Annotated in this window: 25 protein-coding genes; all 25 read right to left on the bottom strand. The window is 42.9% G+C overall.

Going from position 1 to position 19955, the window contains the following annotated elements; all coding sequences use genetic code 11:
- Nucleotides 1-2 precede the first annotated feature (2 nt).
- The 25 genes from AC6I2O_RS08620 to AC6I2O_RS08740 all read right to left on the bottom strand — a co-directional run bounded on the left by AC6I2O_RS08620 (nt 3) and on the right by AC6I2O_RS08740 (nt 19954).
- Complete coding sequence (locus AC6I2O_RS08620) at nt 3-1580, bottom strand: GH25 family lysozyme (protein WP_288878334.1); 1578 nt, start codon at nt 1578-1580, stop codon at nt 3-5.
- A gap of 5 nt (nt 1581-1585) precedes the next feature.
- On the bottom strand, nt 1586-2131 hold the full coding sequence (locus AC6I2O_RS08625; RefSeq protein WP_288878333.1) for a hypothetical protein: 546 nt from the start codon (nt 2129-2131) through the stop codon (nt 1586-1588).
- A 21-nt stretch (nt 2132-2152) separates the two neighbouring features.
- Nucleotides 2153-2569 (bottom strand): hypothetical protein, encoded by a 417-nt coding sequence (locus tag AC6I2O_RS08630; protein ID WP_288878331.1) that lies wholly within the window; start codon nt 2567-2569, stop codon nt 2153-2155.
- A gap of 90 nt (nt 2570-2659) precedes the next feature.
- Entirely contained in the window at nt 2660-3370 is a 711-nt protein-coding gene (locus AC6I2O_RS08635) for a hypothetical protein (protein ID WP_288878330.1), read from the bottom strand.
- A 14-nt stretch (nt 3371-3384) separates the two neighbouring features.
- Nucleotides 3385-3693: a hypothetical protein gene (locus AC6I2O_RS08640; protein WP_497742410.1), complete on the bottom strand. Its 309-nt coding sequence runs from the start codon at nt 3691-3693 to the stop codon at nt 3385-3387.
- Nucleotides 3683-3997: a DUF7253 family protein gene (locus AC6I2O_RS08645; RefSeq protein WP_288878328.1), complete on the bottom strand. Its 315-nt coding sequence runs from the start codon at nt 3995-3997 to the stop codon at nt 3683-3685. The genes AC6I2O_RS08640 and AC6I2O_RS08645 overlap by 11 nt, the downstream gene beginning before the upstream one ends.
- A 79-nt stretch (nt 3998-4076) precedes the next feature.
- Nucleotides 4077-5972 carry an HK97 family phage prohead protease gene (locus AC6I2O_RS08650; protein ID WP_288878327.1) on the bottom strand — a complete coding sequence of 632 codons (1896 nt, stop codon included), beginning with the start codon at nt 5970-5972 and terminating at the stop codon, nt 4077-4079.
- 15 nt (nt 5973-5987) lie between these two features.
- Nucleotides 5988-6593, bottom strand: coding sequence for a hypothetical protein (locus tag AC6I2O_RS08655; RefSeq protein WP_497742411.1), 606 nt, complete (start codon nt 6591-6593; stop codon nt 5988-5990).
- A gap of 237 nt (nt 6594-6830) precedes the next feature.
- Entirely contained in the window at nt 6831-8204 is a 1374-nt protein-coding gene (locus AC6I2O_RS08660) for a phage portal protein (RefSeq protein ID WP_288878325.1), read from the bottom strand.
- Between the two features lie 13 nt (nt 8205-8217).
- A complete protein-coding gene (locus AC6I2O_RS08665) occupies nt 8218-8667 on the bottom strand; it encodes a DUF7211 domain-containing protein (protein WP_497742412.1) in 450 nt (149 codons plus the stop codon).
- Nucleotides 8668-8741: 74 nt separating this feature from the next.
- Nucleotides 8742-10487: a terminase TerL endonuclease subunit gene (locus AC6I2O_RS08670; RefSeq protein WP_288878323.1), complete on the bottom strand. Its 1746-nt coding sequence runs from the start codon at nt 10485-10487 to the stop codon at nt 8742-8744.
- A 14-nt stretch (nt 10488-10501) separates the two neighbouring features.
- The gene (locus tag AC6I2O_RS08675; protein WP_288878322.1) at nt 10502-11038 is read right to left on the bottom strand and encodes a hypothetical protein; all 537 of its coding nucleotides are present in this window, start codon (nt 11036-11038) and stop codon (nt 10502-10504) included.
- A gap of 15 nt (nt 11039-11053) precedes the next feature.
- Nucleotides 11054-11398, bottom strand: a complete 345-nt coding sequence (locus AC6I2O_RS08680; protein ID WP_288878321.1) for a phage head-tail connector protein — start codon at nt 11396-11398, stop codon at nt 11054-11056.
- A 12-nt stretch (nt 11399-11410) separates the two neighbouring features.
- Nucleotides 11411-11653, bottom strand: a complete 243-nt coding sequence (locus tag AC6I2O_RS08685) for an SH3 domain-containing protein (RefSeq protein ID WP_289186930.1) — start codon at nt 11651-11653, stop codon at nt 11411-11413.
- A 16-nt stretch (nt 11654-11669) separates the two neighbouring features.
- Nucleotides 11670-12083 (bottom strand): hypothetical protein, encoded by a 414-nt coding sequence (locus AC6I2O_RS08690; protein WP_288878319.1) that lies wholly within the window; start codon nt 12081-12083, stop codon nt 11670-11672.
- Nucleotides 12076-12417 (bottom strand): hypothetical protein, encoded by a 342-nt coding sequence (locus AC6I2O_RS08695; protein WP_288878318.1) that lies wholly within the window; start codon nt 12415-12417, stop codon nt 12076-12078. The genes AC6I2O_RS08690 and AC6I2O_RS08695 overlap by 8 nt, the downstream gene beginning before the upstream one ends.
- A gap of 620 nt (nt 12418-13037) precedes the next feature.
- Entirely contained in the window at nt 13038-13286 is a 249-nt protein-coding gene (locus AC6I2O_RS08700) for a hypothetical protein (protein WP_289225374.1), read from the bottom strand.
- A 19-nt stretch (nt 13287-13305) separates the two neighbouring features.
- Complete coding sequence (locus tag AC6I2O_RS08705) at nt 13306-16185, bottom strand: helix-turn-helix domain-containing protein (RefSeq protein WP_288878317.1); 2880 nt, start codon at nt 16183-16185, stop codon at nt 13306-13308.
- A gap of 3 nt (nt 16186-16188) precedes the next feature.
- A complete protein-coding gene (locus tag AC6I2O_RS08710) occupies nt 16189-16746 on the bottom strand; it encodes a PD-(D/E)XK nuclease family protein (protein ID WP_289620669.1) in 558 nt (185 codons plus the stop codon).
- Nucleotides 16718-17008, bottom strand: coding sequence for a hypothetical protein (locus AC6I2O_RS08715; RefSeq protein ID WP_290095374.1), 291 nt, complete (start codon nt 17006-17008; stop codon nt 16718-16720). Before AC6I2O_RS08715 ends, AC6I2O_RS08710 begins: the two co-directional genes overlap by 29 nt.
- Nucleotides 17009-17186: 178 nt before the next feature.
- On the bottom strand, nt 17187-17318 hold the full coding sequence (locus AC6I2O_RS08720; protein WP_288878314.1) for a hypothetical protein: 132 nt from the start codon (nt 17316-17318) through the stop codon (nt 17187-17189).
- Between the two features lie 30 nt (nt 17319-17348).
- Nucleotides 17349-18395, bottom strand: coding sequence for a hypothetical protein (locus tag AC6I2O_RS08725; RefSeq protein WP_288878313.1), 1047 nt, complete (start codon nt 18393-18395; stop codon nt 17349-17351).
- A 265-nt stretch (nt 18396-18660) separates the two neighbouring features.
- Nucleotides 18661-18861 carry a hypothetical protein gene (locus AC6I2O_RS08730; protein WP_289620668.1) on the bottom strand — a complete coding sequence of 67 codons (201 nt, stop codon included), beginning with the start codon at nt 18859-18861 and terminating at the stop codon, nt 18661-18663.
- Nucleotides 18862-19450: 589 nt separating this feature from the next.
- Nucleotides 19451-19753: a hypothetical protein gene (locus AC6I2O_RS08735; RefSeq protein WP_288878310.1), complete on the bottom strand. Its 303-nt coding sequence runs from the start codon at nt 19751-19753 to the stop codon at nt 19451-19453.
- Between the two features lie 3 nt (nt 19754-19756).
- Nucleotides 19757-19954 (bottom strand): hypothetical protein, encoded by a 198-nt coding sequence (locus AC6I2O_RS08740; RefSeq protein ID WP_497742414.1) that lies wholly within the window; start codon nt 19952-19954, stop codon nt 19757-19759.
- Between the last annotated feature and the right edge of the window lies 1 nt (nt 19955).

The following is a 19955-nucleotide window of genomic DNA, read 5'->3' on the forward strand; positions in this document are numbered from 1 at the left end:
CCTTACTTCTTCAGATAATTACTGGAACAGAACCCAGTGTACTGAACTCCATTTAATTCAAATTGTACATACAGCCACTTTGTTCCGTTATAAGTCGTGTAGTATCCATAACATCGAACCTTCGTCCCATTTGGGATCAGGCACAGAGCCTTCTTATTTTTACCTGCATCATTGCGACAGTACAAACCACTATTTGCGGAAACGGTATAAACTCCACTCACATTCTTATCGAAAGACTTCGCGTATGCGGTTGCAGTAACTTTTCCACTTGCAGGAACATTCGGAGTAGTTGAAACGGAACCGTTCAAGATTTCAGTTACTCTGCTCTGAATCTCAGCGTAGTTGTATCCCTTTGCCTCCAAAGCCTTTTTACGAGTTTCGCCATCTCCCCAAAGTCCAGTAATAACTTCATGCACAATAGTGTTGATGCTCTTATTCTCATCCTGGGTTGGGGCTGAAACTTCGTTATCTTCATATCTGGGAGTAATAAATCCTCTGATATACTTTCCATTGATGGAAATCGTGCGCCGTTTTACAGCGTTATTGTAGTTTCCTTCAATAACGGTGATGTATCCACCGGAAACATATTCGACTGTTCCTATATGATCCGGATTACCGGTGTTTTCTCCAGAACCAGAATCGTCCCAATCATATAAAATCCCATCGGCTGGCGATGGAATATATCCATCATCTTCCACCCAACAGCCCATCTTTTTTGCTGCTTCAATGAGATAATAACAACTGATTTCAATAGGCATAATTGCCGTATAACCAAGTTTAATTGCTAAAGCCGACCATGTAGCAGCACACCATGGCCACTCATAAAGCATCTTGGTTCCTCTCGGTAATGCTCCGATAAAGGAATTATAGAGATCGATAATTTCTTTATAAGAACCATCCGATTCGTTCTTTCCGACCCAAGATTTCGCCACATCTAATACAGCTTGTCTCGAATATCTCACAATCGTTCCCTCCTTATCTTCTTTCTCATAGTAGTAGTTCATATCAACGTTGCCGCTGATTCCGGGGACACTTCCCTTACTGGTGTACTGGTGAAAATCACAAGGATAATCCGCTTCGCCAGTCCAGTCAGCCAACCATTTGATATATTGATCCAGAAGTGCGTGGTCATACCAGTTACGATAGTAGTCAATATTGAAATAGATACCGGCACGGTATCCAAGAGACTCTACCGTTTCGCAGAATGCCTTTGTGTGTGAATTACATTCTGTCTTTCCAAGTTTCACGCCAGCGGCCGCAGCCTTTGTAACCGTGTCATACTCGAAATCAAAAAATACAATGGTGTCTTTACCAAGCCCGGCTCTCTGGAGATTCGCAACCGCAGCCCGCGCCTCCTGCTTTGCCTGCTCGGTATTCAGAGCATAAGAAAAGTGGTAAACTCCCATGACGGCAAGCCCCACTTCTTTGCATTTTCTTACATTGTCGAAAAACTTGGAATCGATTGCCTGTCGATAACCCTCGCGGATAATCACAAAATCAATCCCACTATTCTTAATCTGTCCGGCATCAATGTTTCCCTGCCAGACGGATATATCTATACCTCTTTTCTTTTCAGACATTTAGGTCACCCCCTAGTGTTTAACTGTTTTTTTCTCGCCGCATTGAGAGCAGAATTGCGTTTAAAGATTTCACGTTTACTCATCTTTTTAGGCGGCGAATTCTTGATGTCGCAAACCCTGATAAGGGTCAGCAGACGGTTGAGATGCCATTTCTGGCATTCAAACGGTATATTCAAGGCAATCATCCAGTAATAAATAATCTCCGCAGTAACCTGCTCCCTGTTTGGTTTGCCGGTTTTTTCTTCCCTGAAAGTTGTGGCTGTCATCGGAGCATCTATATACTGATTGATTACATCAATATTGGAACTCGTCAAATAGCTGTAAACCTCCGGGTCTACGTTTGGCGTAATTGTCATACATTTAACGTAGTCCAGATTTTCCTCAAAAGTTTTTTCTTTCTTTGAAAGGAATGGCTTACACCATTTGGATTCCCATTTTGAAAGAGAGACGAGGGAATGCTCCAACTGTAACGTTTGTCCTTTTGGATAGATGAAGATTTCGTTTACCTCATCCCATTGCTCCTCGCCAGCCGGTATGTTAATACGAAGCATCCCTCAGTCCTCCATTGTTTTCTAATTTGTAACTGGAGCCAACGCCGGTTTTTCAGGCTGCTGTGCCGCAGGAGCATCCGCATCCTTCGGTACGATACCGTTCACAAATTCAGCCGCTGCATTGGCATCTGTAGCCAGCTCCATGTACAGGATGGAGTATGCCTCGGTCTCCGAAAATGCCTTGGAAAGCTCCTCGGACTTGACGAACCGTCGGCCGTCCGGACTCTTTTCGCCGTAAGCCTTGAGAATGATCTGCTTGAAAGTCGCAATGATAGTCGGTACATCCTGTGCTGCCACAATCTGCCGGATCATTCCGGTAAGCCCGCCGGGAATACTCAGCTCCATCTCCATTGATTCTGCTTTGGAGAGATTGAAATAAAAATCCTCAACTCTTTCCACACCGTTGTAATCTGTATAAGGTATTGTTTTCTTTAACATGTTCTTTTTCTCCTTTCAAATAAAATAGGGAGCCGCCAGTCCATCACCCTGAATACGACTCCCTACTGGTTGCACTATGCAGTTGTAAGATTAGCCCGCTGCTGCGGTAGACTCCTGATACAGCTTGAGGATCTCATCCGGAAGAGGAAGTCTTGCTTCTGTTCCATCGGAGCCATCTTCCGTGGTAGGATTGGTACCGAACAGAATATCTTCCAGCTTCGCCATGAAAGCCTTGTCAAACTTCGTGGAGTCAAAAGTCAGGCAGGCTGTAGGTTTCAGCTTCTTGCCATCAATCACGGTGTTAATCGCTACCGGGGTGGTGGTCAGCTCCCAGGACATTGAAATCGGTTCCGGACTGTCGTTGATAGTGCCATAACCTTTCTCGGAAGGGGCTGCCAAAGCACCGTAGATCAGATGCAGCTTATAGCCGTAGTCATTGTTATCAACATCGTTGCCAAGGATAGTTCTGTATGCCATACCGAACATCTTTCTGTTCTGCTGCCCGGCAAACATACCAGGAACAATCTCAACAGAGCCATCGCATTCCGCGAACTCAGGCGGATATGTATATGCCTCGACAGTAGCCCCGAACTCCTCAACAGACATGAGGTTCAGATACTTAATATTATCCGCATATACGGGAGAAGCCTCCGCACCGGACGGACTCTCTGTTACTGCGCTCAAACCATTCCACGGAACGCCTTTTGTGTAAACTCCGCCCGTCTGGATCGGATAAAGAACGCCATGATCCACGCCTGTTTCATACAAGCGTTCACCAGTTTTATCCCATTCAAGTTTCATAGATTTTGTCCTCCTTAAAAGAATATTGTGTAGACATCATGATTCAGATTGTCTTTCTCGTAATGCCGGTTAAATTTACTGGTAGGCAACAAAGCTACTTTGCCGACGATAGGACTATCCGGATCTTTGTCTATTACCGTTACTGAATATTCCATTTGAGATAAGTAAACCCCGTTATTTGCATATGTAGGTTTGATGCCATTCCGAGCATACACAATAGCGGGGTAACACATCTTAACGGATTCCGGGGGCTGAAAATAAACATTCCTACTTCCGAGAACTTCACACAGTACCTCGTGAAACAGAAGCCGTCTATCCATCATTGTAAACACCCCCTATGGTTAAAATAAGTCTTGGATACTGAACTTCAACATTTGAAATTTTCCATTTAGCACCCATAAACCCAACGTACCGCATCGAATAGAAATGTTCATTGGCAAACGGATCGGCGACTATGCTGATTTCGTTTGCAACGTTGATATCATCGTTGAGTGTTTCAGAACTTTGAAGCCGACGCGTATTGCGGGTCACATCACCGTAGTACATGCGCTCCGTAATCTGTTCCTCCCACACGCCGGGCTTGGTTTCAACTGTCTCAGCATAGCCAATCGGTCCGTAAAACTTCATTGCTCATTTCCTCCGTTTTTAGGCATAAAAAAAGAACCTAAGAGGTTCATCAATTTACACCATTTTGAATGTCTGTGGATCAACCGGCAACAACCTCATCGGTCACATCCTTTTCCAATGCGATTGCACAACGATACCTCGTCAAAGCACCGGACAGCCTTGTCTCCAGCAGATACTTCTCCTGATTGAAGTCGATATCGAACTGGTTGAATCTGGTGATCTCGCCGCCCTTGGTGGAGCCGATGGTATAGTCAGCCATATTCACAAAGATTCCGAGAAGCTCCTTTGTCTTCTTATCGGAAGTCTCTCTGGTCAGACCATCGAACTGCTCAGCCGTGTGGATCTCCCCGACATTCAGAGCCTTTGCCAAATCCGCAACTGTGTCATAGATACGGCGGCCGTTCATGTCTCTGGCAAGCAGCATGATGTTCACGAGATGAGGCGTGCAGTAGAAATCAGGCTGGCCAGTCCCTTTGTACTTCTCTCTGGAATAGAGGGCCGCACGAATGATCGCTTCTGCATAGATATAGTTCTCACTGAAATTGGCGCCGGTATTCGTACCCTGAAGCTCGGTTTTTGCGCCATTGAGATCAATGTCAACGTGCATCGTGAAGAACTCGTCATCTCCCCAGATCGGACGGATATGTGTCTCGTCAATCTTGCCCTCGGCACCGGGGATTCTCCCGTCACTGACCATGATTGCAATAGCGATCTCCTCGTTCAGCTTCTCGCGCATATCCTGATAGATGTAATCGGCAACCTCGAAGTCCGTGATATCGACAATGTCGTCCCGGTTCAGCTTGTCCTTTACGAAAACGGTCTGCGGGTCTGTGGTTCTGTTGTACAGGGTCATGTTACCGCGCTCCTCTTTCTTGGAGCCTTTCTTGTAACCTCTCGCACGAAGCTCATCAGAACGGGCATCCATCTGGCGGGTACGGATACGGCTGAACGGAGTCTTGTAAGCCTTGCTCATTACCGAAGTAACCCATCCCTGATCGCGGGTAATTCTCTCGGGAGCGCCGGGGCGTACATCCCTGAATTCAGGGAACAGTTTCTCAATGTCGGTGATTCCATGAGCCAGAACATCATCGACATCCATGCCGCTGTGCTCCAAAGTCTCTCTGTTCTGTTCCAGATAAATGTTGAGAGCTGTACGCAAAGAGCCTACGCTGTTGCTCTTGGCAAGGTTGATAATATCCACCTGGTCGGCATGGCTGAGGAAAGTGCTCTCCTGAACAGCTCCCTGGTCAAATACGTTATGTTTCATAGTTTTGTTACCTCCTTTATTGTTTTCATCATCGTCACCCAGCTCTTCTTTTTCCTCCAAAGCCGCAGCGATCATCGCATACGCAGCATTCTGCTGCTTTTCCGTCATGGTGTTCCATACATCGCCGACTGTCTCATCATCGTCGGTTTTTGTTTCCGGATCTTTCTTTTCTTCTTTCTTCTCCTTTTCCTCTTCCTTTTCCTTTTTAGCTTCCTGAGGCTCTCCTTTCTTCTCTTTCTCCGGGTCATCAGCGGAATGATAGAGCATAATATTTTCATCGTAATTGATAATCATTTCATCCTCTGCTTCTACTCCGTGAACCATCACTGTATCAATGAACGCACCGGGATTTGCACCAGCAAGAACAAGACTAAGCTCACGGATAACACCATGAACAACATCATGTCCTGTCTGTTTCAACTGATTTGCCCAAATTGACAGAGAAACCACGTCGCCATGCTGTACCAATTCTTTGGCAGTCTTGCCGGATTCTGTTTCATTGAAAGTACAGTAGGCATACACGCCTTCTTCCCTGTTTTCAAGCAATGCGTGGCCGAGTACATTATCCTGAGAACTATGCTGATGATTCCAAACAAGACTGACCGTTTTTCCGTTCTGTCCTTTGAAAGCATCTTTCCGGATAATTCGTCCATCGGCACAGCGCAAATCGTTTCTAGTGGCCCATCCACTAAAATCGCACTTTACCATTTTGAATTACCTCCTTCATTTCTTTTTACTTGACTTTTTCTTACTTTTCTTACGTTTAGACACTTTAGGCATTTCGGCTGCAATCCTGTCAAACTCCCTCTGGTAAATTTCCTCGTATGTTTGGTCAATAGATTCCTTTGCCGCTTTATAAGCTTCTCTTGCCGCCGCAATAGCCGTTTTAAGATCATTGCTGACCTGCTGCCTTTCCGCTGAAGCATTAGAAGAATTGCTCGACCTTTCGGCTTTGGTGTCTTCCGTAACCCGCTGTTTTTTGTTCGTCGCCGTGTTTCGGACATCGCCCTTATCAGAATTGGAGCGGTCGCTTAACTTATCCTTTTCCGACTTGGCATCCGAACGAAGCTTTGCGATTTTTTCATTCCTTTCCGCAATCCGTTTGGACTTTTCCGCTTTAGAAAGACCCTCAGGAATAGGGACGCTCATAAGCTTTTCGATTTCCGACTCTTTTTTCGCTTCCACCCGCTGTTTCTTTTTCTCAGTTTCAGCCGTTATCTCATCCAAATCGGATTTCTTCCTTTCGTCAATGGCCTTTTTCTTCGATGAAGCCCTTTGTGACAAAGCCTCATTCAGATCTTTCAAACGAGACGAAATTCTTTCACGCATTGCCTTTGCGTTACTTCTAAATTCATCAGTCCTCTGCTTTTTTATTTCCTGTTCAGCTTCTACCTTGGTCTTTTTCTCAGCCTTAATCTCGTTTCTCGTATAGGACCAGACTTTTTACCCTCATCGGATAATTTCCGAACGGAACGGCGTTCTTTCAGCTCGCGATTTTGCATGTAATACTCGTGTGCTTTGACGGGATCGTAGTACGGAGAGGCATAATGCTGGAGATTTGCTGTATTATCCGTCATCATCAACCACCTCTTCCCCTTCATCATCGTCCTCGGACATATATCCGTCGATTATGGAGTTTATCTCGTCTTCCAAGCTATTGAGCAAATCGTTCACAATGGAATCTTCTTCACTATCTTCTCCACCCGGTTCATCGGTTTGAGGACTTTGCCCAGTCGGATTACTCTCGTTCGGTTGGCTGATATTACTGTTCACCAATGTATCCGCTTTTGGATCAGAAGACGGGCGCATACCGATGACCTGCCTGATTTCATTAGATGTCATGATTTCGTTTCTCGTAAACTTGTCAGCAATCTCAGCAATGCTGTCTACCGGAACAAGCTTGAACGGATCTCTGAAATACATAATGTCCTGCTTCTGAGACCGAGCTGTTTTTGTGAGAAACTTCCTCTTCATTTCATCCACAATAGCCGACACAATAGGTTCTATCGTTCTGCTGTAATAATTGAGCATTGTCTTTTCGTCAGCAGTACCATCAAGAATGCTCTGGGTAATGCCGAGCTGACTAAATAACAGAGAGGTCAAATACTCGATCTGCTTCATGAGATTATTCTCAAGAGAACGGTTCAACTGAGTAATATGCTCCGTACCATCCGTATAAGCGATTCCGTATTTGGAGCCGGCTAACTGCCGCTCAATATCCTTCCTCCTGTTTTCTGCCTGTACTCTCCTAGCCTCTGTCTTAATTACATATGGAAGCTGAATAATTAAATCGAGCTTACCGGAAGCCGTTTGTTCATCTGTCACATCCAGTAAACTTAATTTTCTTATCAAGCGTTTCATAGTCGAGTTCGGCTCATTGATTACGGCATAAAGAGGATTCTCAATTATGCAGACAAATCGTTTCGGAAGAGTAATATCCTCTTTTTCCCCAGTCTGCTCATTGTATACACGAAGCCGCACATGAGCGGGATACCACTCCAGTATCTTGGCAACCCTGAGAGAATCAATATCAACAGAACCCGGCAGTCCGTCTTCCGGATCGTCATCTGTATCCGTTGGAACAAGAGCAATACACCCTTCATCCAACAACGACATAACCGCATCCTGTATAAATGCCCTACCAGTCTGATCCAGATTTGCCTCTAATGACAAACAGTTGTTAAGAGGCGAATTGATGGTTTCTTGAAACCGCCCGTTTTTGTCCAACCGGACATGCTTTATGTCTATCGCCGCCACGTCCAGCGCAATCCGATTGAAAACAGAAGTAACGATTGACCGTTCATTCCCCATAGAGAACCTCGGACGGTCCGGTCTGTATCCGTAACCGCTGCCTATATTCATATAAGCCCTCGTTGGGTCTTTATTGCTTGTAAAAGCGTTCCAAGCATGTTTCAGCCTGGAACCAAATGCAAATTCCATTTATGATCACCCCCTATGCTTTATCCAAAACGGTTTTCTTATAAGCCACTCTTCCGGATGACCATACTCCGTTTTTCAACTGCGATATGTTATAACCCTCGTCGGCGAGTGCCATCATAACTCCTACTTCTCCACGCTTCGCTACAAACTGAACGACTTTGCCAGACGGAGAACGTAAACTTGATACCGATTGACTCATAAGCTCAGCTTTCTTCCGGTTATATGCTGTTACAGTTGTAGCGCTCAGCTTACCTGATTTTGTAACCGCATCAGGGTTCTTCAGCAGCTCGTTAGCATATCTGTTAAGTTCCCTTGAAGTTTTCTTTTCAGCCTGCGCTGTAATCTTGTCACTCTTTTTTGCAATCCATGTTGAATCCTTCTTGCTAAGATTTCCAAGCTGCGCCGGTGTTCGCCGAATCCCCCATTTCATTCCGAGGATTCCGTGATGTTTAAGCTCAGACAACGCACTCACCTCCCTATCAGTTTTTAGGCAAAAAAAAAAAAGAACCGATACCGGTTCCGTTATTTCATCAAATACTACTCAAAAGCATCCCTGTTAAGTTTATACGCTATATATGCATCCATCATCGCCGCAACCGCATCAATCTTCTGGTCACCACGTTTCTTATACAATTTTCTGTTCCCGTTGGTATCTTCCAGTGTGATACAATTTCCCATGCAGAAAGTCATCAGTTCTTCGTCAAACAGCAACATCCGTTCCTCAGATAGCTTCTTCAACTCACCCAAAGGAACTGATTCTGTTTTTGCTCCCTGAATCACTTTCTCGATTCCGAATGGTCCATTTTCAGAAGCCCATCTCTCAACGAACTCTTTTGCATTATACGGATCGTACCCAAAGCAACGAATGTCATATCCGCTCTTGACAATATACTCGTCAAGATCTTCGTAAACAAGCAGCATATCCAGAACAGTGCCTTCCATAACGATAAGACTGCCTTCTTTTATGAATTGGTCATATTTGATTCTTAATGCTGCCGGAAGTTTCATAAGAGTCAGTTCAGAAATATAAGCTCTTGTTTTGACACCGAATGCGCCACCAGAAAGTGGGAAGAGAAATGAGAAATCACAGAAATCATCACCTCTTGATAAGTCTGCACCCAAAGAACAGGGCATTTGCCAGTATTCCCGCTTACGATGTGGAAGAGTTTCTTCATATGTAAAGTAATATGTATACCCTTCCATCGGAAGACCAAAACGTTTTGCAAGAATGTCGTTCCTCGCCGCAGGAGCATTTTCAGCTCTTTCCACATCTCTCTGATACGTGTCATAGCTGACGGTAACACCGAGATTAGGGTTTGCCTTTTGCCACATATCAGGATTACCGACTTCGTCAACGGAATCCAGCTTATACCACCATATGGAAGTATGGATATCGCGATACTCCCCTTTCAGGATCTTCATCAACTCCATTTTGATTGTATCGCCGCTTCCGTTACGAACCGTACCCTCGGAACTCACCGCAACAATAAGGTAGTCATCAACTTTGGATGCCCCCTGCTCGATAGCACCGACAACATCTTCCCTCACATCCCCGGAAAGCCATTCGTCAATCGTTGCGAGCTTTGGTCTCATGCCCTGAAGCTTGTCGATTGACATTGGACGGATTTCGAGAAGCGAACCTGTCAGGAAATTCTCAATTCCCTTTTTAGTGGAAGCGAGCTTCACACGGTTTGCTTTCGAACCAGTGGTATTTTGCAAAGAGCCTTCTGTAAGGAAAGAAAACAGCGGACCTCTCGAACGGGTAATGGATGTCCGTATTGGCGACATTATTTCTTCTGCCTGTTTCATGGTAGGGGCAGTAGTCATCTGATATGTTGTCGATGTGTCAATGTTGAGAAAGTAACTTTGAAGACAGGATTCGTATAATGATTTGGAAGCACCTCTCCCAACGATAAGATACTGCTTGTTGATAAGACGCTTCTTTATCCATTTATTAACATAGTGACCGCCATGTCCATCGGGGTTTGGTTCGTAGATGCTTCTTTCTTCGTAGTAATACCATCCAAAAATCTGTTCCGCCCATACTTTGAATGAATCAAGCAGAACAAGGTCTGAACCGTCCGTAAGCGTAAGCTCCCCCTCACAATATCGAATCCATCCTTCGACAGCTTCATCGTCATAATAAATTCCGGGGTCTGCAATCAACTCGTCAATTCGGTTCATTTCCAACTCTATCTCGCGACAGATTGGGATTTTGCCTCTAAGCACGGCATCTCGAAACATGCCGTAATATTTTGGAACGGCAGTATTCGATAACGCCATAAACTTATTCTCCTTTAATCGCTATTTGTTTTCCAAAACTTCCCAATCTTTTTATTATCATTTGCCTGGAAAATTCTGGTTGATTCGTCTTCTCCGACAGCCTTATCAAGCGCACGTTTCGCCTGATTTAAAACAGCTCCGGTTATGATCGCCTTTGTTGCTTTCTTAGGAGCTTCCTTGATACTTTCTTTTACCCCCTCTTTAACACCGGTAGATGCTTCCTTGATAGCCGTCTTAACATAATTTTTACCTTTTTCAACGGCTTGCTGGGAAAGGTCTTTCATCTTGATGCTCTTTACCTTATTTACCACACTCGCTATCTTTTCGGGATGCTTTGCCGCATACACTGTTCCAGCCGCAACAGTAGCCGTCATAATCGTAGCAGCCGCAACTCTTTTCACAAGTTTGGTATTCCGTTCCCGTTGTTCTGATTCAGTATTTGTTTTACGGTTTCTTCCAGCCGCTGTCAAACTACCATCCTTATTCTGATAACGGCGAACGCCCCATTTCTGGCCTAATACCCCATGATGATAAAGTTCACTATTAGCCATTTTGAATTACCTCCTTTACTGTTCCGATGGATCGACCGCAACATTTAGCCGCCATTCTAATTCTTTAATCATTTGGTTCATCGCTTCAATAACCGCAGAACTGAGCGGCGGATCGAAAAGAAGTTTAACCTTTAAATGTATATAGCTTTTTACCATCTCGATCTTATTGTCTTCGCCGATAAAATCATGCCATCCTCTATCTTCATCCTGAATCGAAAAGCCATTGGAGGGTCCGACACCAAGCTGAGTTAAGATTGAAAACACCGAGTTGATGTGCATAATAATGTCAGCATCGAACTGTTTATACTCTTCTGCGATTCCGAGAAGTTTCTTGATTGATGTCAGTATACTCTCCTCCATAATCTCACTCCTTTACGCCTTGACTGCGATAAATCGCTTCATGCAGAATCCCTCAAATCCTGAGGCAGCGCAGACATTGTAGAAATCACCGGTGGATTCGCTTTCGTCAATCATCACTTCTGCTCCGGCCGGTATAGTGCCGAGAATCTCAGCATCTTCATCCGGCTCTTTACGGACATTGAGTTTGCTGCAATCGACAACATGTCCGATAACCGGCTCACCAATTTTCATACCAGCAAGTTTTTCATTATTCATAATTGTTCTCCTTTTCTTAATGCCTCCAAGGGCATGTATCATTTTTCGTTCTTTCAACTGGGGGTCTGCTTAGAAGATTTTGATCGCCATAGTGAATGGCGTTATGCGTGGTGTGCTTTGTGCAAATGACATTATTCGGATCGAATACACATGGGTTGTTGTTGACAATATCCTCATAGGTTATTGGGTTGATATGATGAATAATGATAGAACCAAAGATTTCAAATCCATCAACACCCAAGTCGCATCCATTGTCACGAAAGATAATCTCATTACGAAATCTTTGCCATTCTCTTGAATGGTAAAATTCCTGATTGAGCCATCTCTTGAAACCAAACGTTTCTTCCCCAACAGTTCCCAAAAGACGGAGATATTGATAACGTTCTTCAAAAGTTGGTATCCGGATAAGCTCTGAATATGTTTTAATCATCAGGCTCGAAATCTCCCTGCCCACTGTAACTCCGAAATGCCTTCATTGCTTCACTATACATTTCCTCAATCCTCTTAGCAGATTGAAGAGATTGTGTTTTTGCTTCTATCAAGTCCTTCTGCTTTTCGAGAATCTCTTTTTCGATCCGTTCTTTTGTTGACCCCAACTTTAAGTAATGCGTTATGACCTGAGAAGAAGCAGTACCTTCCATCAACTGTCTCTCAGCAAGATCAATAGCCAAAGATATCATTTGGTTCTCTCTGGCTTCCGGTGATAAAGCCGGTCGCATTCTTCTCGAAGAATCAGAAGAGCTTACAGCCTTGGCTTTACCCATCCTTGCCGCCTCCTCTCATTCAGAAGTTATGTAGTTTCTTTTTACTCTCCGGGAGTTTTGAAATGGTTTTGATAACCTATTGTGTGACTTTTGAAGGAACTCCCAAGACCAGTTCTTATTCAATCCGAAAGGAGAAAACCGAAAGGAGAGAATATCCACAGCCGCAGGAGGAAGCCTAGCCCTGGAAGCTCCTTCAAGAGCCACACAAAAACCAAAGCCAAACCCAAAAAATTCCCCCGGAGAAAAAACAAAGACCGCCGCGATGAGAGAGGGGGTGCTGTTTTTGCGACCCTCCCCCTATGCCTTAAAAAGTAAGGTGATGTGGCAGTCTTAAAAATTTTGTTGAAAATTGTTTTGTGTTGTTTTTTGTAGCGAAAATGTGTTTTTAATACCAAAAACTTTCTTTTTGTTTATGCTTTTAACCGCAATTCAAGCTTTGTTAGCCATTAAATTGGCAGTCAAACCCAATCTTTGCTAATGCTGAAAGGCAAAACGAAACAAAGTGAAATTCTTCTTTCCAGCAAAGCAGACGAAACAAAGCAAAGGAAAGTTTCAGTGTAAATCATTAGTTACTGACCGAAAGATTGATTAAAGCCTGACCATTGATGACGCAGTTAATGCTAAACAGCCGATGCTTTTTCTCTAACCTTTCGATAAATGTTCCTGAAATCATACTTAATTATCTCGTCAATCGCTCTTTCTACTTCAAGATTGTTCTCTTCATCAGAGAGTTCGTCAGAAGTTCGAGCAATTCTTCCAAGATACGACGTCGAATGATAACCCTTTTCCTCATCGAACAGAAACCAAGAAGTGAACTGTTCAAATGGATCATAAGGATTGTCAACTGTCGTTAATCCAACTCTACCCATGAATCCTTATTCACTCCTTTCATTTCAAGTATTTGGATACTGTAGAGGATGATACACCAACAGCTTGAGCTATCTCCGCAATACTGTAGTTACCAGACGCCTGCATTGCTTCAATCTTACTAACTTTAGCGGGGCTGAGTGTTGATGTGCTACGAGGTGTTGCATATTGACGAACCTCATCAATGTCAGAATTGTTAAGAATCTTGATAAGCTGGCTTTCACTGATAGCTCCCGCCTGTATAGCCTCCCATCTCTTTTCATCGAGAGGTATCTTGATTCTTTCTGCACCCATCTGGATACGGGCTTCTGTAAGCGCCTGTTGGCTGGCCTTCTTTATTTCTTTTGTTGTCATATCAGGATTCGCTTTCTTCATAGCATTCACTTTAGAATTGGCGATAAGCTGGGCCTGAGTCTCTTTAGGTGCGTTACGTAGGGCTATGTTCAAATCAGCAAGCATACCGTCCACTTCTTCCTTATAGGTGGCCTTAGCCGAAGCGGAGTAGGCTATCTTACCAGTGTTGATAATCTCCAGACGTGCCTTGTTGGCGAGGTCTTTTCTCTGGTTTGCATACTCAGCATAAGCTCTTTCCTGGGGGGTATCCGCATCAGAGATAAGGAGACGGGCATCATCAACTTCAGCCATCTTTGTACTCTTCTGTGTTCTTACCTTAACCTTGCCATTCTTGTCAGTATACTCTTCCTTTACAGAATTCCAGATTAAAGCCCCCTCTGATTTGCTTGGGTCATACCAATCCTTATCTTTCTGATTGACTTTTGGACTTCCCTTACGTTTAAGAACTTCCTGTTGAGACTTTGATCTTGAAATCAGGGTTGCAGCTCCCTCATGATAACGGCCGTTCACATCTGTTGTTCCCTGATAAGTCTTCTTCAGGTATGCAATGTCATTATCTCTTTCACTCTGTTTGTAGTCGAGACCATGCTTTTCCGCATCGATTACAACCATACTGTGGCGAACGGCTTTAGCAAGCTCCTCTTCTTTAGCGCCTCTTAAAGTCATGTCTGTAATCAGATTAGAAATGATACCCATTTCAGTCTGAGTATTCTTCATAGGCTTAAATTCTCTGCCATTGCGGTAGTAATGAACAGTTCCATCCGGGTCTGTCTTCGTAGAATCGTGTCCATACTCAAGCTTACCATCAAATCCTTCCAATCCCTTTAACGGTGGAGTGGAAGTAATCTTCACACCTTTACCAGTAGGAACCACCATTACAGTATCGCCATCGAAATCTGCTCCGGAAAGTCTCTCTGCAACCTTACTATTGATACCGACAGCATCTTTGGCAAGACCGAGCTTGCTCTTTGCTTCCGCCTGTTTGTTGTTTACAGTGAGCACAGGGATTTCAAAAGTTCCACCATGAGGGAATCTGATAAGAGCTACTTTCTCGCCGTTCTCGTAACCCGGTGCATAGACTTCATCATCTTTCATCGAAGTGATTGGAAGAATGACTTTGTATTTCTGTCTCGGAAGAGATGCTGCTTTCAGATGTACTGCTGCCGCATCGCAATCATCAGCAAAAGACTGCAACAAAACTTTCTTTACTGTTGGATTGGTCAAGGAACAAATCTCATCATACTCTGCCTGAGCATCGGCCATCGTCAAACTCAACTGTCTCTTGATAAGCTTCATACTCTGCTTAGAAAGAAACTGCGATGGTAACTTATCGTCCCAATCTCCCCAATCTCCTTCTTCTGCACGTTTGTTGATTAGAGAAAGAGACTGTTTTTTACCGGTTTTTGGATCGGTAAATTTGCCATTTGGGTCATCATAAAAGCTTTGCCCGCCATGTTCCTTAATCAAAGAACCGAATGGGTTATTAGGATCTTTTTTGATTGTTTTCAAAACAGTGTTATCTTTTGGGCCGCAAACAGGAGTTCCTTCTTTCTTATTCGTGTTAAACCGAACATCCACACCATCTGGCAGGTCATCAGCATACATCGCCATACCCTTCAAATAATGTGTTCCGTCAACAAGGATTCTTACCTGTGCATAATGAGCATCACCGAGCGATAAATCATCCACGCCTCTGCGAATCTCAATAACACCATCTTTCTTTGTTCCACCGTCTTCAGCATAGACGATCTGAATTCTTTTAGAACTCATGCTCTCCGGATAATGAAAACCTTTCTGGAAACTATCGCCGCCATCATAAGAAATGCTATCGCAGACTTCTTCCAAAGGATGGATCTTGTCAAAGTCATAGATAGCACTCGATACCTTTGTAATTTTCTCATGAACTTCGCCGTTCTTATCGGTATAGGTTCTGGTGATTTCCTTATAAGGTGTATCAGGAGGACAAAGAACTCTGATATTTGTCTGCTGCCCTTTATTTGTTACCTGCGGAACACCACCACCGAAATGGTTATATCCATCAAGCTCCAAAATGTAAAGAGCCTCTTCGAGTTTTTCTCTTGAGACTCCTAAGTATCGTTCTGTTCCGGCACTAATTGCAATCATACCGTGTTCGTCAACTTGTCGTTTTAAATTTTCAGCAGTTACTCTGGCCAGATTCATACGGGCTTCCGAATCTGAGTTCAAAAGAGAACGAATAGAAGACTCACTGTTGTATCCCATCATTCTTGCAATCTCGCTCGGATTGTAACCATCTGATTGAAGCGCTTTTGCTCTCTCAACCTCCAAAGCTCTCCTCTCGTCTTTGGCTAAAGACCGCTGTGTTCGGAACTGGGTTGTGGTCAAACCCATAGCTTTGGCAATTTCTGTGTCGCTGAGTCCTTGTCCTTTCAGTTCATCAACACGACTCAAAAAATCACCATTTCTCTGATACGGATTTTCCCCACTTCCCCAGGGGTAACGTCCAGAATGTCGTGGTGTTCCGTAGTGCATTAGAATATCTTTCATTTCTTCCACAACTTGGTTCATGGCTTACCCCTCCTGTTCTTTTACTTTTTTAATTACTTTGTCAAATGTGACAATCTTGTCCATAATCGGAACAATCTCGTCGGTTTCCGGAGCATGAATTTCAATTTCATTGTTCTGGTACAGACACAATACAATATCAATCTCCGCCGGTTTCACTTTATACTCCAAACAAAAAAGAGCAGCGTAGATCATAAGCTGCTCAATGTGGGCTTTAATAGTTCCAGTCTTCAAATCGTGGATTCTCAACAACCCGTTTCTGAATGCGATGCTGTCTGCTGTTCCGAAACAGTTCTCTGAATAATACAGAATCTGTTCCGGAGTCATCTTATAGCCGATGGCATCATTTACATACATATTCAAAGTTTTTTTCGACTTCGGAAGTTTCTGCCCAAGCCTGATACACTGAGCCGCAAACTCGTGAAGTACAGTTCCTTTTTGGGTTGCCAAGAATTTTACATACGACTCCGCCACTTTGTTTTCATCGTAGTTAATCCAATGATATTTGCTTGCTCCAAGAAAAGCGTGCTGCCCTTCAAGAATTGAATGATTGTTGAAGTTCATGTAACACTTCCTCCTTATTTTTAGGATAGATGAATCTTGAGAAAGACATCTCGTTCATCTTCTCAACGTAATATGGTTGATTTGCCTGTTTCTTAGAGTTCGCACTTTGCTTACATTCCAAAGAAGCCCATTTGTCTTTATAAAGGATGAGCAAATCTGGTATACCCTGAATGTGATCCGGGTCGAGTTTTGTTACGATGCACCCAGGAAACATTTTTTTAAGTTCCTGAATCAGTTGTGCTTGGAATTTGCTCTCCAACATAACAGGACCTCCTTTCATTTTGATAAATACAAAAGAGAAAGAACAAGCATTTAAAAATGCCTATTTTAATCTCTCTCCTCATAAAAGGGCATGTTTTTTTTGCGAACTAAAAAATAGCAAAAGAAAAGAGCCGCTGTTACACGACTCTCGAATATTTTCTATATTTTGTTTTTATTGCTTAGCTGTTGTTCCTGAGATACCTCACCAATATCCAGATGAGCCAAAGACCACCAGTTGCAAAAACCAGTATCACGTCCAGAATCAATCCTGCTGTACTTCTCTTTTTCTTACCTCCACTTTTTCTACTCATATTATTTTGTCTCCTTTCGACTAAAGACTTTTATGCTGTTTTTAAATAAGCGTTTCCTTCCATATCCAAAACAAATGCAGATTCTTTTTGGAAAGACTGCAAAAAAGACTGCAACGGCTTACGTCTAATAAATTCCTCTCCGTTTCCTAACGAATCAACAAATTCTTCTACCTGTTTTTCATAAACAGTTTTATCAATCTTTTTTAACAGATTTCCTTTATACGTTTTGATGTACATTTGTATTGCCGAAAAATTGGATAACATCCGCTTCTCATATTTGTCAATGTATGACAGGATATCTTTTTCGACATACTCATGGTATAATATGTTTCCATTTTGTGAATAAGCAACCTCAAGTATATTGCTCATACAATATAACTGTATAGCCAGTTGAAGACAATCTTTAATCTGGAACGCTTTCCCGATGATTGAATTCAAATCCGGTGTGTCTTTTGCTTTAACAAGGGAATCCAAATCAGACATATAAAATTCGATGTCCTTCATTGCAACTTTCCTGGCTCCTTGAAGACTGATGATTGTTGCAGTTCTTTGATGGTCGCACTCCATGATTGAGCCGTAATTTTGAAATGCAAAATTGACAAAGCTCACTTCAGATATCAATTCTGCTTTTTTATCTCCATATAGAAATTCGAGAATCTTATCAATTTTTTGATTGATGGCTGTCAAATTGCTATTTATCTCGGAAAGGAAGTATTGCCCGGATGCTATGGACATTGCTGTAAATGCGCCCATTATAACTTGTTGCTTACCTAACAACTCTAGCGGCGCCTGTCCGGCAATTTTTCCATCTGGTCCGTAATATATATTTCCCAAACCACCATTCCCGTATTTCATCAAATCGGAAGTAGTAATACCGTCCGGCAGATGCAACACACAGGCATTTTTTGTTCCGATAGCCGCCAGAGATGGAGCCGCATTCAATAAAGCACTGGTGTGCATTTTTTGACTTGATGTTAATTCCAGCTTTATTAAATCTTTTCTGTTTGAAAAGTCGATGTTGTCCTCGAATATTTCAATCTCAAAACCACCAAACGGAATCACCTCAGCATTACTCATGTTCAATACCTCCAAAACGCTTTCAAATACTTCTGCGCAAATAAAAAGTGCGCCCCAATGTAGAGACGCACCTGCAAAAGTGAATCTCCCATTGTTGCGACACAATCTCATCCCGTCTAAGGCATAAGTAAAGAGAGAAAACACCCTTTGCCAAAAGTGGTTTCCCTTAAACGAGATTTGTGAAATTGTGTCACAGCTACAGTATACCACAACCCAAGCAAAAAATAAACAGGTTTTTAAATATCCTATTGACAGATTGACAATTTTATGCTAAGGCAGTCTGCGACATCGCAACGAAAGATGCTTTCTTGTACAGGTAGTCATAAGCCATCTGGGAACCGTCCTCAAGATATACCGTAATAGAGAGATACCCTCTCGGTTTCCAATACGTTGCTCTTTTTGATAAATTCGGCAATCGAATCTTAAAATCTTTATAAATGTCATGCCATGTGATTTTTTCTCTCATAAGAACCTCCTTTCTTGCTCTCTGGTCAAATGCCCACTTTTTCCTGCCCTATTTATAATATTATTAAATATTTTTATCATAATAGTTTGAGAAAAAAAGTGGGAAAGTGGGCAAACAGCCCTCAAACCCGCATAAAATGGGCATTCTTGCTGGCCAAAGTGCCTGGTCACTTTTCAAAAAAAGTGGGCAAAGTGGGCAAAAAATGGCCAAAATTTGTAAAAATTGTCCGTAAAAGTTCCATAATTTTCGACCAAATCTTCACAATTTTCTCCTCTGCCCACTTTTTCTGGCCAAAAGCCCACTTTTAAAAACAGGATTTGACCAGAATTTTTTAACCTAGATTAGAGTTTGTCCGGCTGAAAAGACTGGTACGGACGCCAAAATTACCGCAAATTTACGTCCGATTTCTTCTTATAATGGATACAGTTTGGGTCACTCTCCTCAATAAAAGAAGAAATATCATCCGGATAATCTTCATACATCTTCTCACATGCCCTCAAATACTCAAGGTATGTCTGTTTGTATAAACACACCTCTCTATGTATGCAACTGGTACACATTGTTTCTCTAACAGCACCGCTCATGAATCTCACCTCCAAATTCGTTCTCTTTTAACCGGATCGTATTGCGCCCTTGGTATGCCCAAGTATTTTGCAACAGCCAGCTCGTATGTAACCGATTCACCAAATCCTCCCTCATACTTAGGAATAGCCACAACCATACCCGCCTTAGCAATTCGACAAATATAATCATAGTCAATCTCAAACAATGTCTTATCACGCTGTTCGGTTGGATAATCAACAATATATCCCTGTGATTTATAATACGCCACAGCTTCTTCAATATCTGACTTCTGTGATAAAGAAGCCAGTATACATACTTTTTTAATCATCTTTTACCTCCAAACCTTTCCAGACTGGGTATCTTTGAGAACAATCCTCTCTTCAAGATGAAATCCAGACAACTCACAGATTGTAAAAATTGTGTTCAGCAACTTATGAAATCTCTCATCGTCCGCATCAGCGCTCTTAATCGCTTCGTAGGCTGTCGGATCTGAATAGCCTTCTGCGTTTTTTCTTAAATTATTAGCCACT

The organism is Blautia sp. St.27G3 (assembly GCF_059728505.1).

Excerpts from the sequence above, each read along its gene's own strand:
- AC6I2O_RS08675 (WP_288878322.1), bottom strand. The coding sequence starts at position 11,038 with ATGGCTAATAGTGAACTTTATCATCATGGGGTATTAGGCCAGAAATGG.
- AC6I2O_RS08685 (WP_289186930.1), bottom strand. The coding sequence starts at position 11,653 with ATGAATAATGAAAAACTTGCTGGTATGAAAATTGGTGAGCCGGTTATC.
- AC6I2O_RS08655 (WP_497742411.1), bottom strand. The coding sequence starts at position 6,593 with ATGCGTGAAAGAATTTCGTCTCGTTTGAAAGATCTGAATGAGGCTTTG.
- AC6I2O_RS08700 (WP_289225374.1), bottom strand. The coding sequence starts at position 13,286 with ATGGGTAGAGTTGGATTAACGACAGTTGACAATCCTTATGATCCATTT.
- AC6I2O_RS08715 (WP_290095374.1), bottom strand. The coding sequence starts at position 17,008 with ATGTTGGAGAGCAAATTCCAAGCACAACTGATTCAGGAACTTAAAAAA.
- AC6I2O_RS08630 (WP_288878331.1), bottom strand. The coding sequence starts at position 2,569 with ATGTTAAAGAAAACAATACCTTATACAGATTACAACGGTGTGGAAAGA.
- AC6I2O_RS08730 (WP_289620668.1), bottom strand. The coding sequence starts at position 18,861 with ATGAGAGAAAAAATCACATGGCATGACATTTATAAAGATTTTAAGATT.
- AC6I2O_RS08720 (WP_288878314.1), bottom strand. The coding sequence starts at position 17,318 with ATGAGTAGAAAAAGTGGAGGTAAGAAAAAGAGAAGTACAGCAGGATTG.
- AC6I2O_RS08640 (WP_497742410.1), bottom strand. The coding sequence starts at position 3,693 with ATGATGGATAGACGGCTTCTGTTTCACGAGGTACTGTGTGAAGTTCTC.
- AC6I2O_RS08705 (WP_288878317.1), bottom strand. The coding sequence starts at position 16,185 with ATGAACCAAGTTGTGGAAGAAATGAAAGATATTCTAATGCACTACGGA.
- AC6I2O_RS08625 (WP_288878333.1), bottom strand. The coding sequence starts at position 2,131 with ATGCTTCGTATTAACATACCGGCTGGCGAGGAGCAATGGGATGAGGTA.
- AC6I2O_RS08620 (WP_288878334.1), bottom strand. The coding sequence starts at position 1,580 with ATGTCTGAAAAGAAAAGAGGTATAGATATATCCGTCTGGCAGGGAAAC.
- AC6I2O_RS08660 (WP_288878325.1), bottom strand. The coding sequence starts at position 8,204 with ATGGAATTTGCATTTGGTTCCAGGCTGAAACATGCTTGGAACGCTTTT.
- AC6I2O_RS08645 (WP_288878328.1), bottom strand. The coding sequence starts at position 3,997 with ATGAAGTTTTACGGACCGATTGGCTATGCTGAGACAGTTGAAACCAAG.
- AC6I2O_RS08735 (WP_288878310.1), bottom strand. The coding sequence starts at position 19,753 with ATGATTAAAAAAGTATGTATACTGGCTTCTTTATCACAGAAGTCAGAT.
- AC6I2O_RS08695 (WP_288878318.1), bottom strand. The coding sequence starts at position 12,417 with ATGGGTAAAGCCAAGGCTGTAAGCTCTTCTGATTCTTCGAGAAGAATG.
- AC6I2O_RS08670 (WP_288878323.1), bottom strand. The coding sequence starts at position 10,487 with ATGGCGTTATCGAATACTGCCGTTCCAAAATATTACGGCATGTTTCGA.
- AC6I2O_RS08635 (WP_288878330.1), bottom strand. The coding sequence starts at position 3,370 with ATGAAACTTGAATGGGATAAAACTGGTGAACGCTTGTATGAAACAGGC.
- AC6I2O_RS08690 (WP_288878319.1), bottom strand. The coding sequence starts at position 12,083 with ATGATTAAAACATATTCAGAGCTTATCCGGATACCAACTTTTGAAGAA.
- AC6I2O_RS08710 (WP_289620669.1), bottom strand. The coding sequence starts at position 16,746 with ATGAACTTCAACAATCATTCAATTCTTGAAGGGCAGCACGCTTTTCTT.
- AC6I2O_RS08725 (WP_288878313.1), bottom strand. The coding sequence starts at position 18,395 with ATGAGTAATGCTGAGGTGATTCCGTTTGGTGGTTTTGAGATTGAAATA.
- AC6I2O_RS08650 (WP_288878327.1), bottom strand. The coding sequence starts at position 5,972 with ATGGTAAAGTGCGATTTTAGTGGATGGGCCACTAGAAACGATTTGCGC.
- AC6I2O_RS08680 (WP_288878321.1), bottom strand. The coding sequence starts at position 11,398 with ATGGAGGAGAGTATACTGACATCAATCAAGAAACTTCTCGGAATCGCA.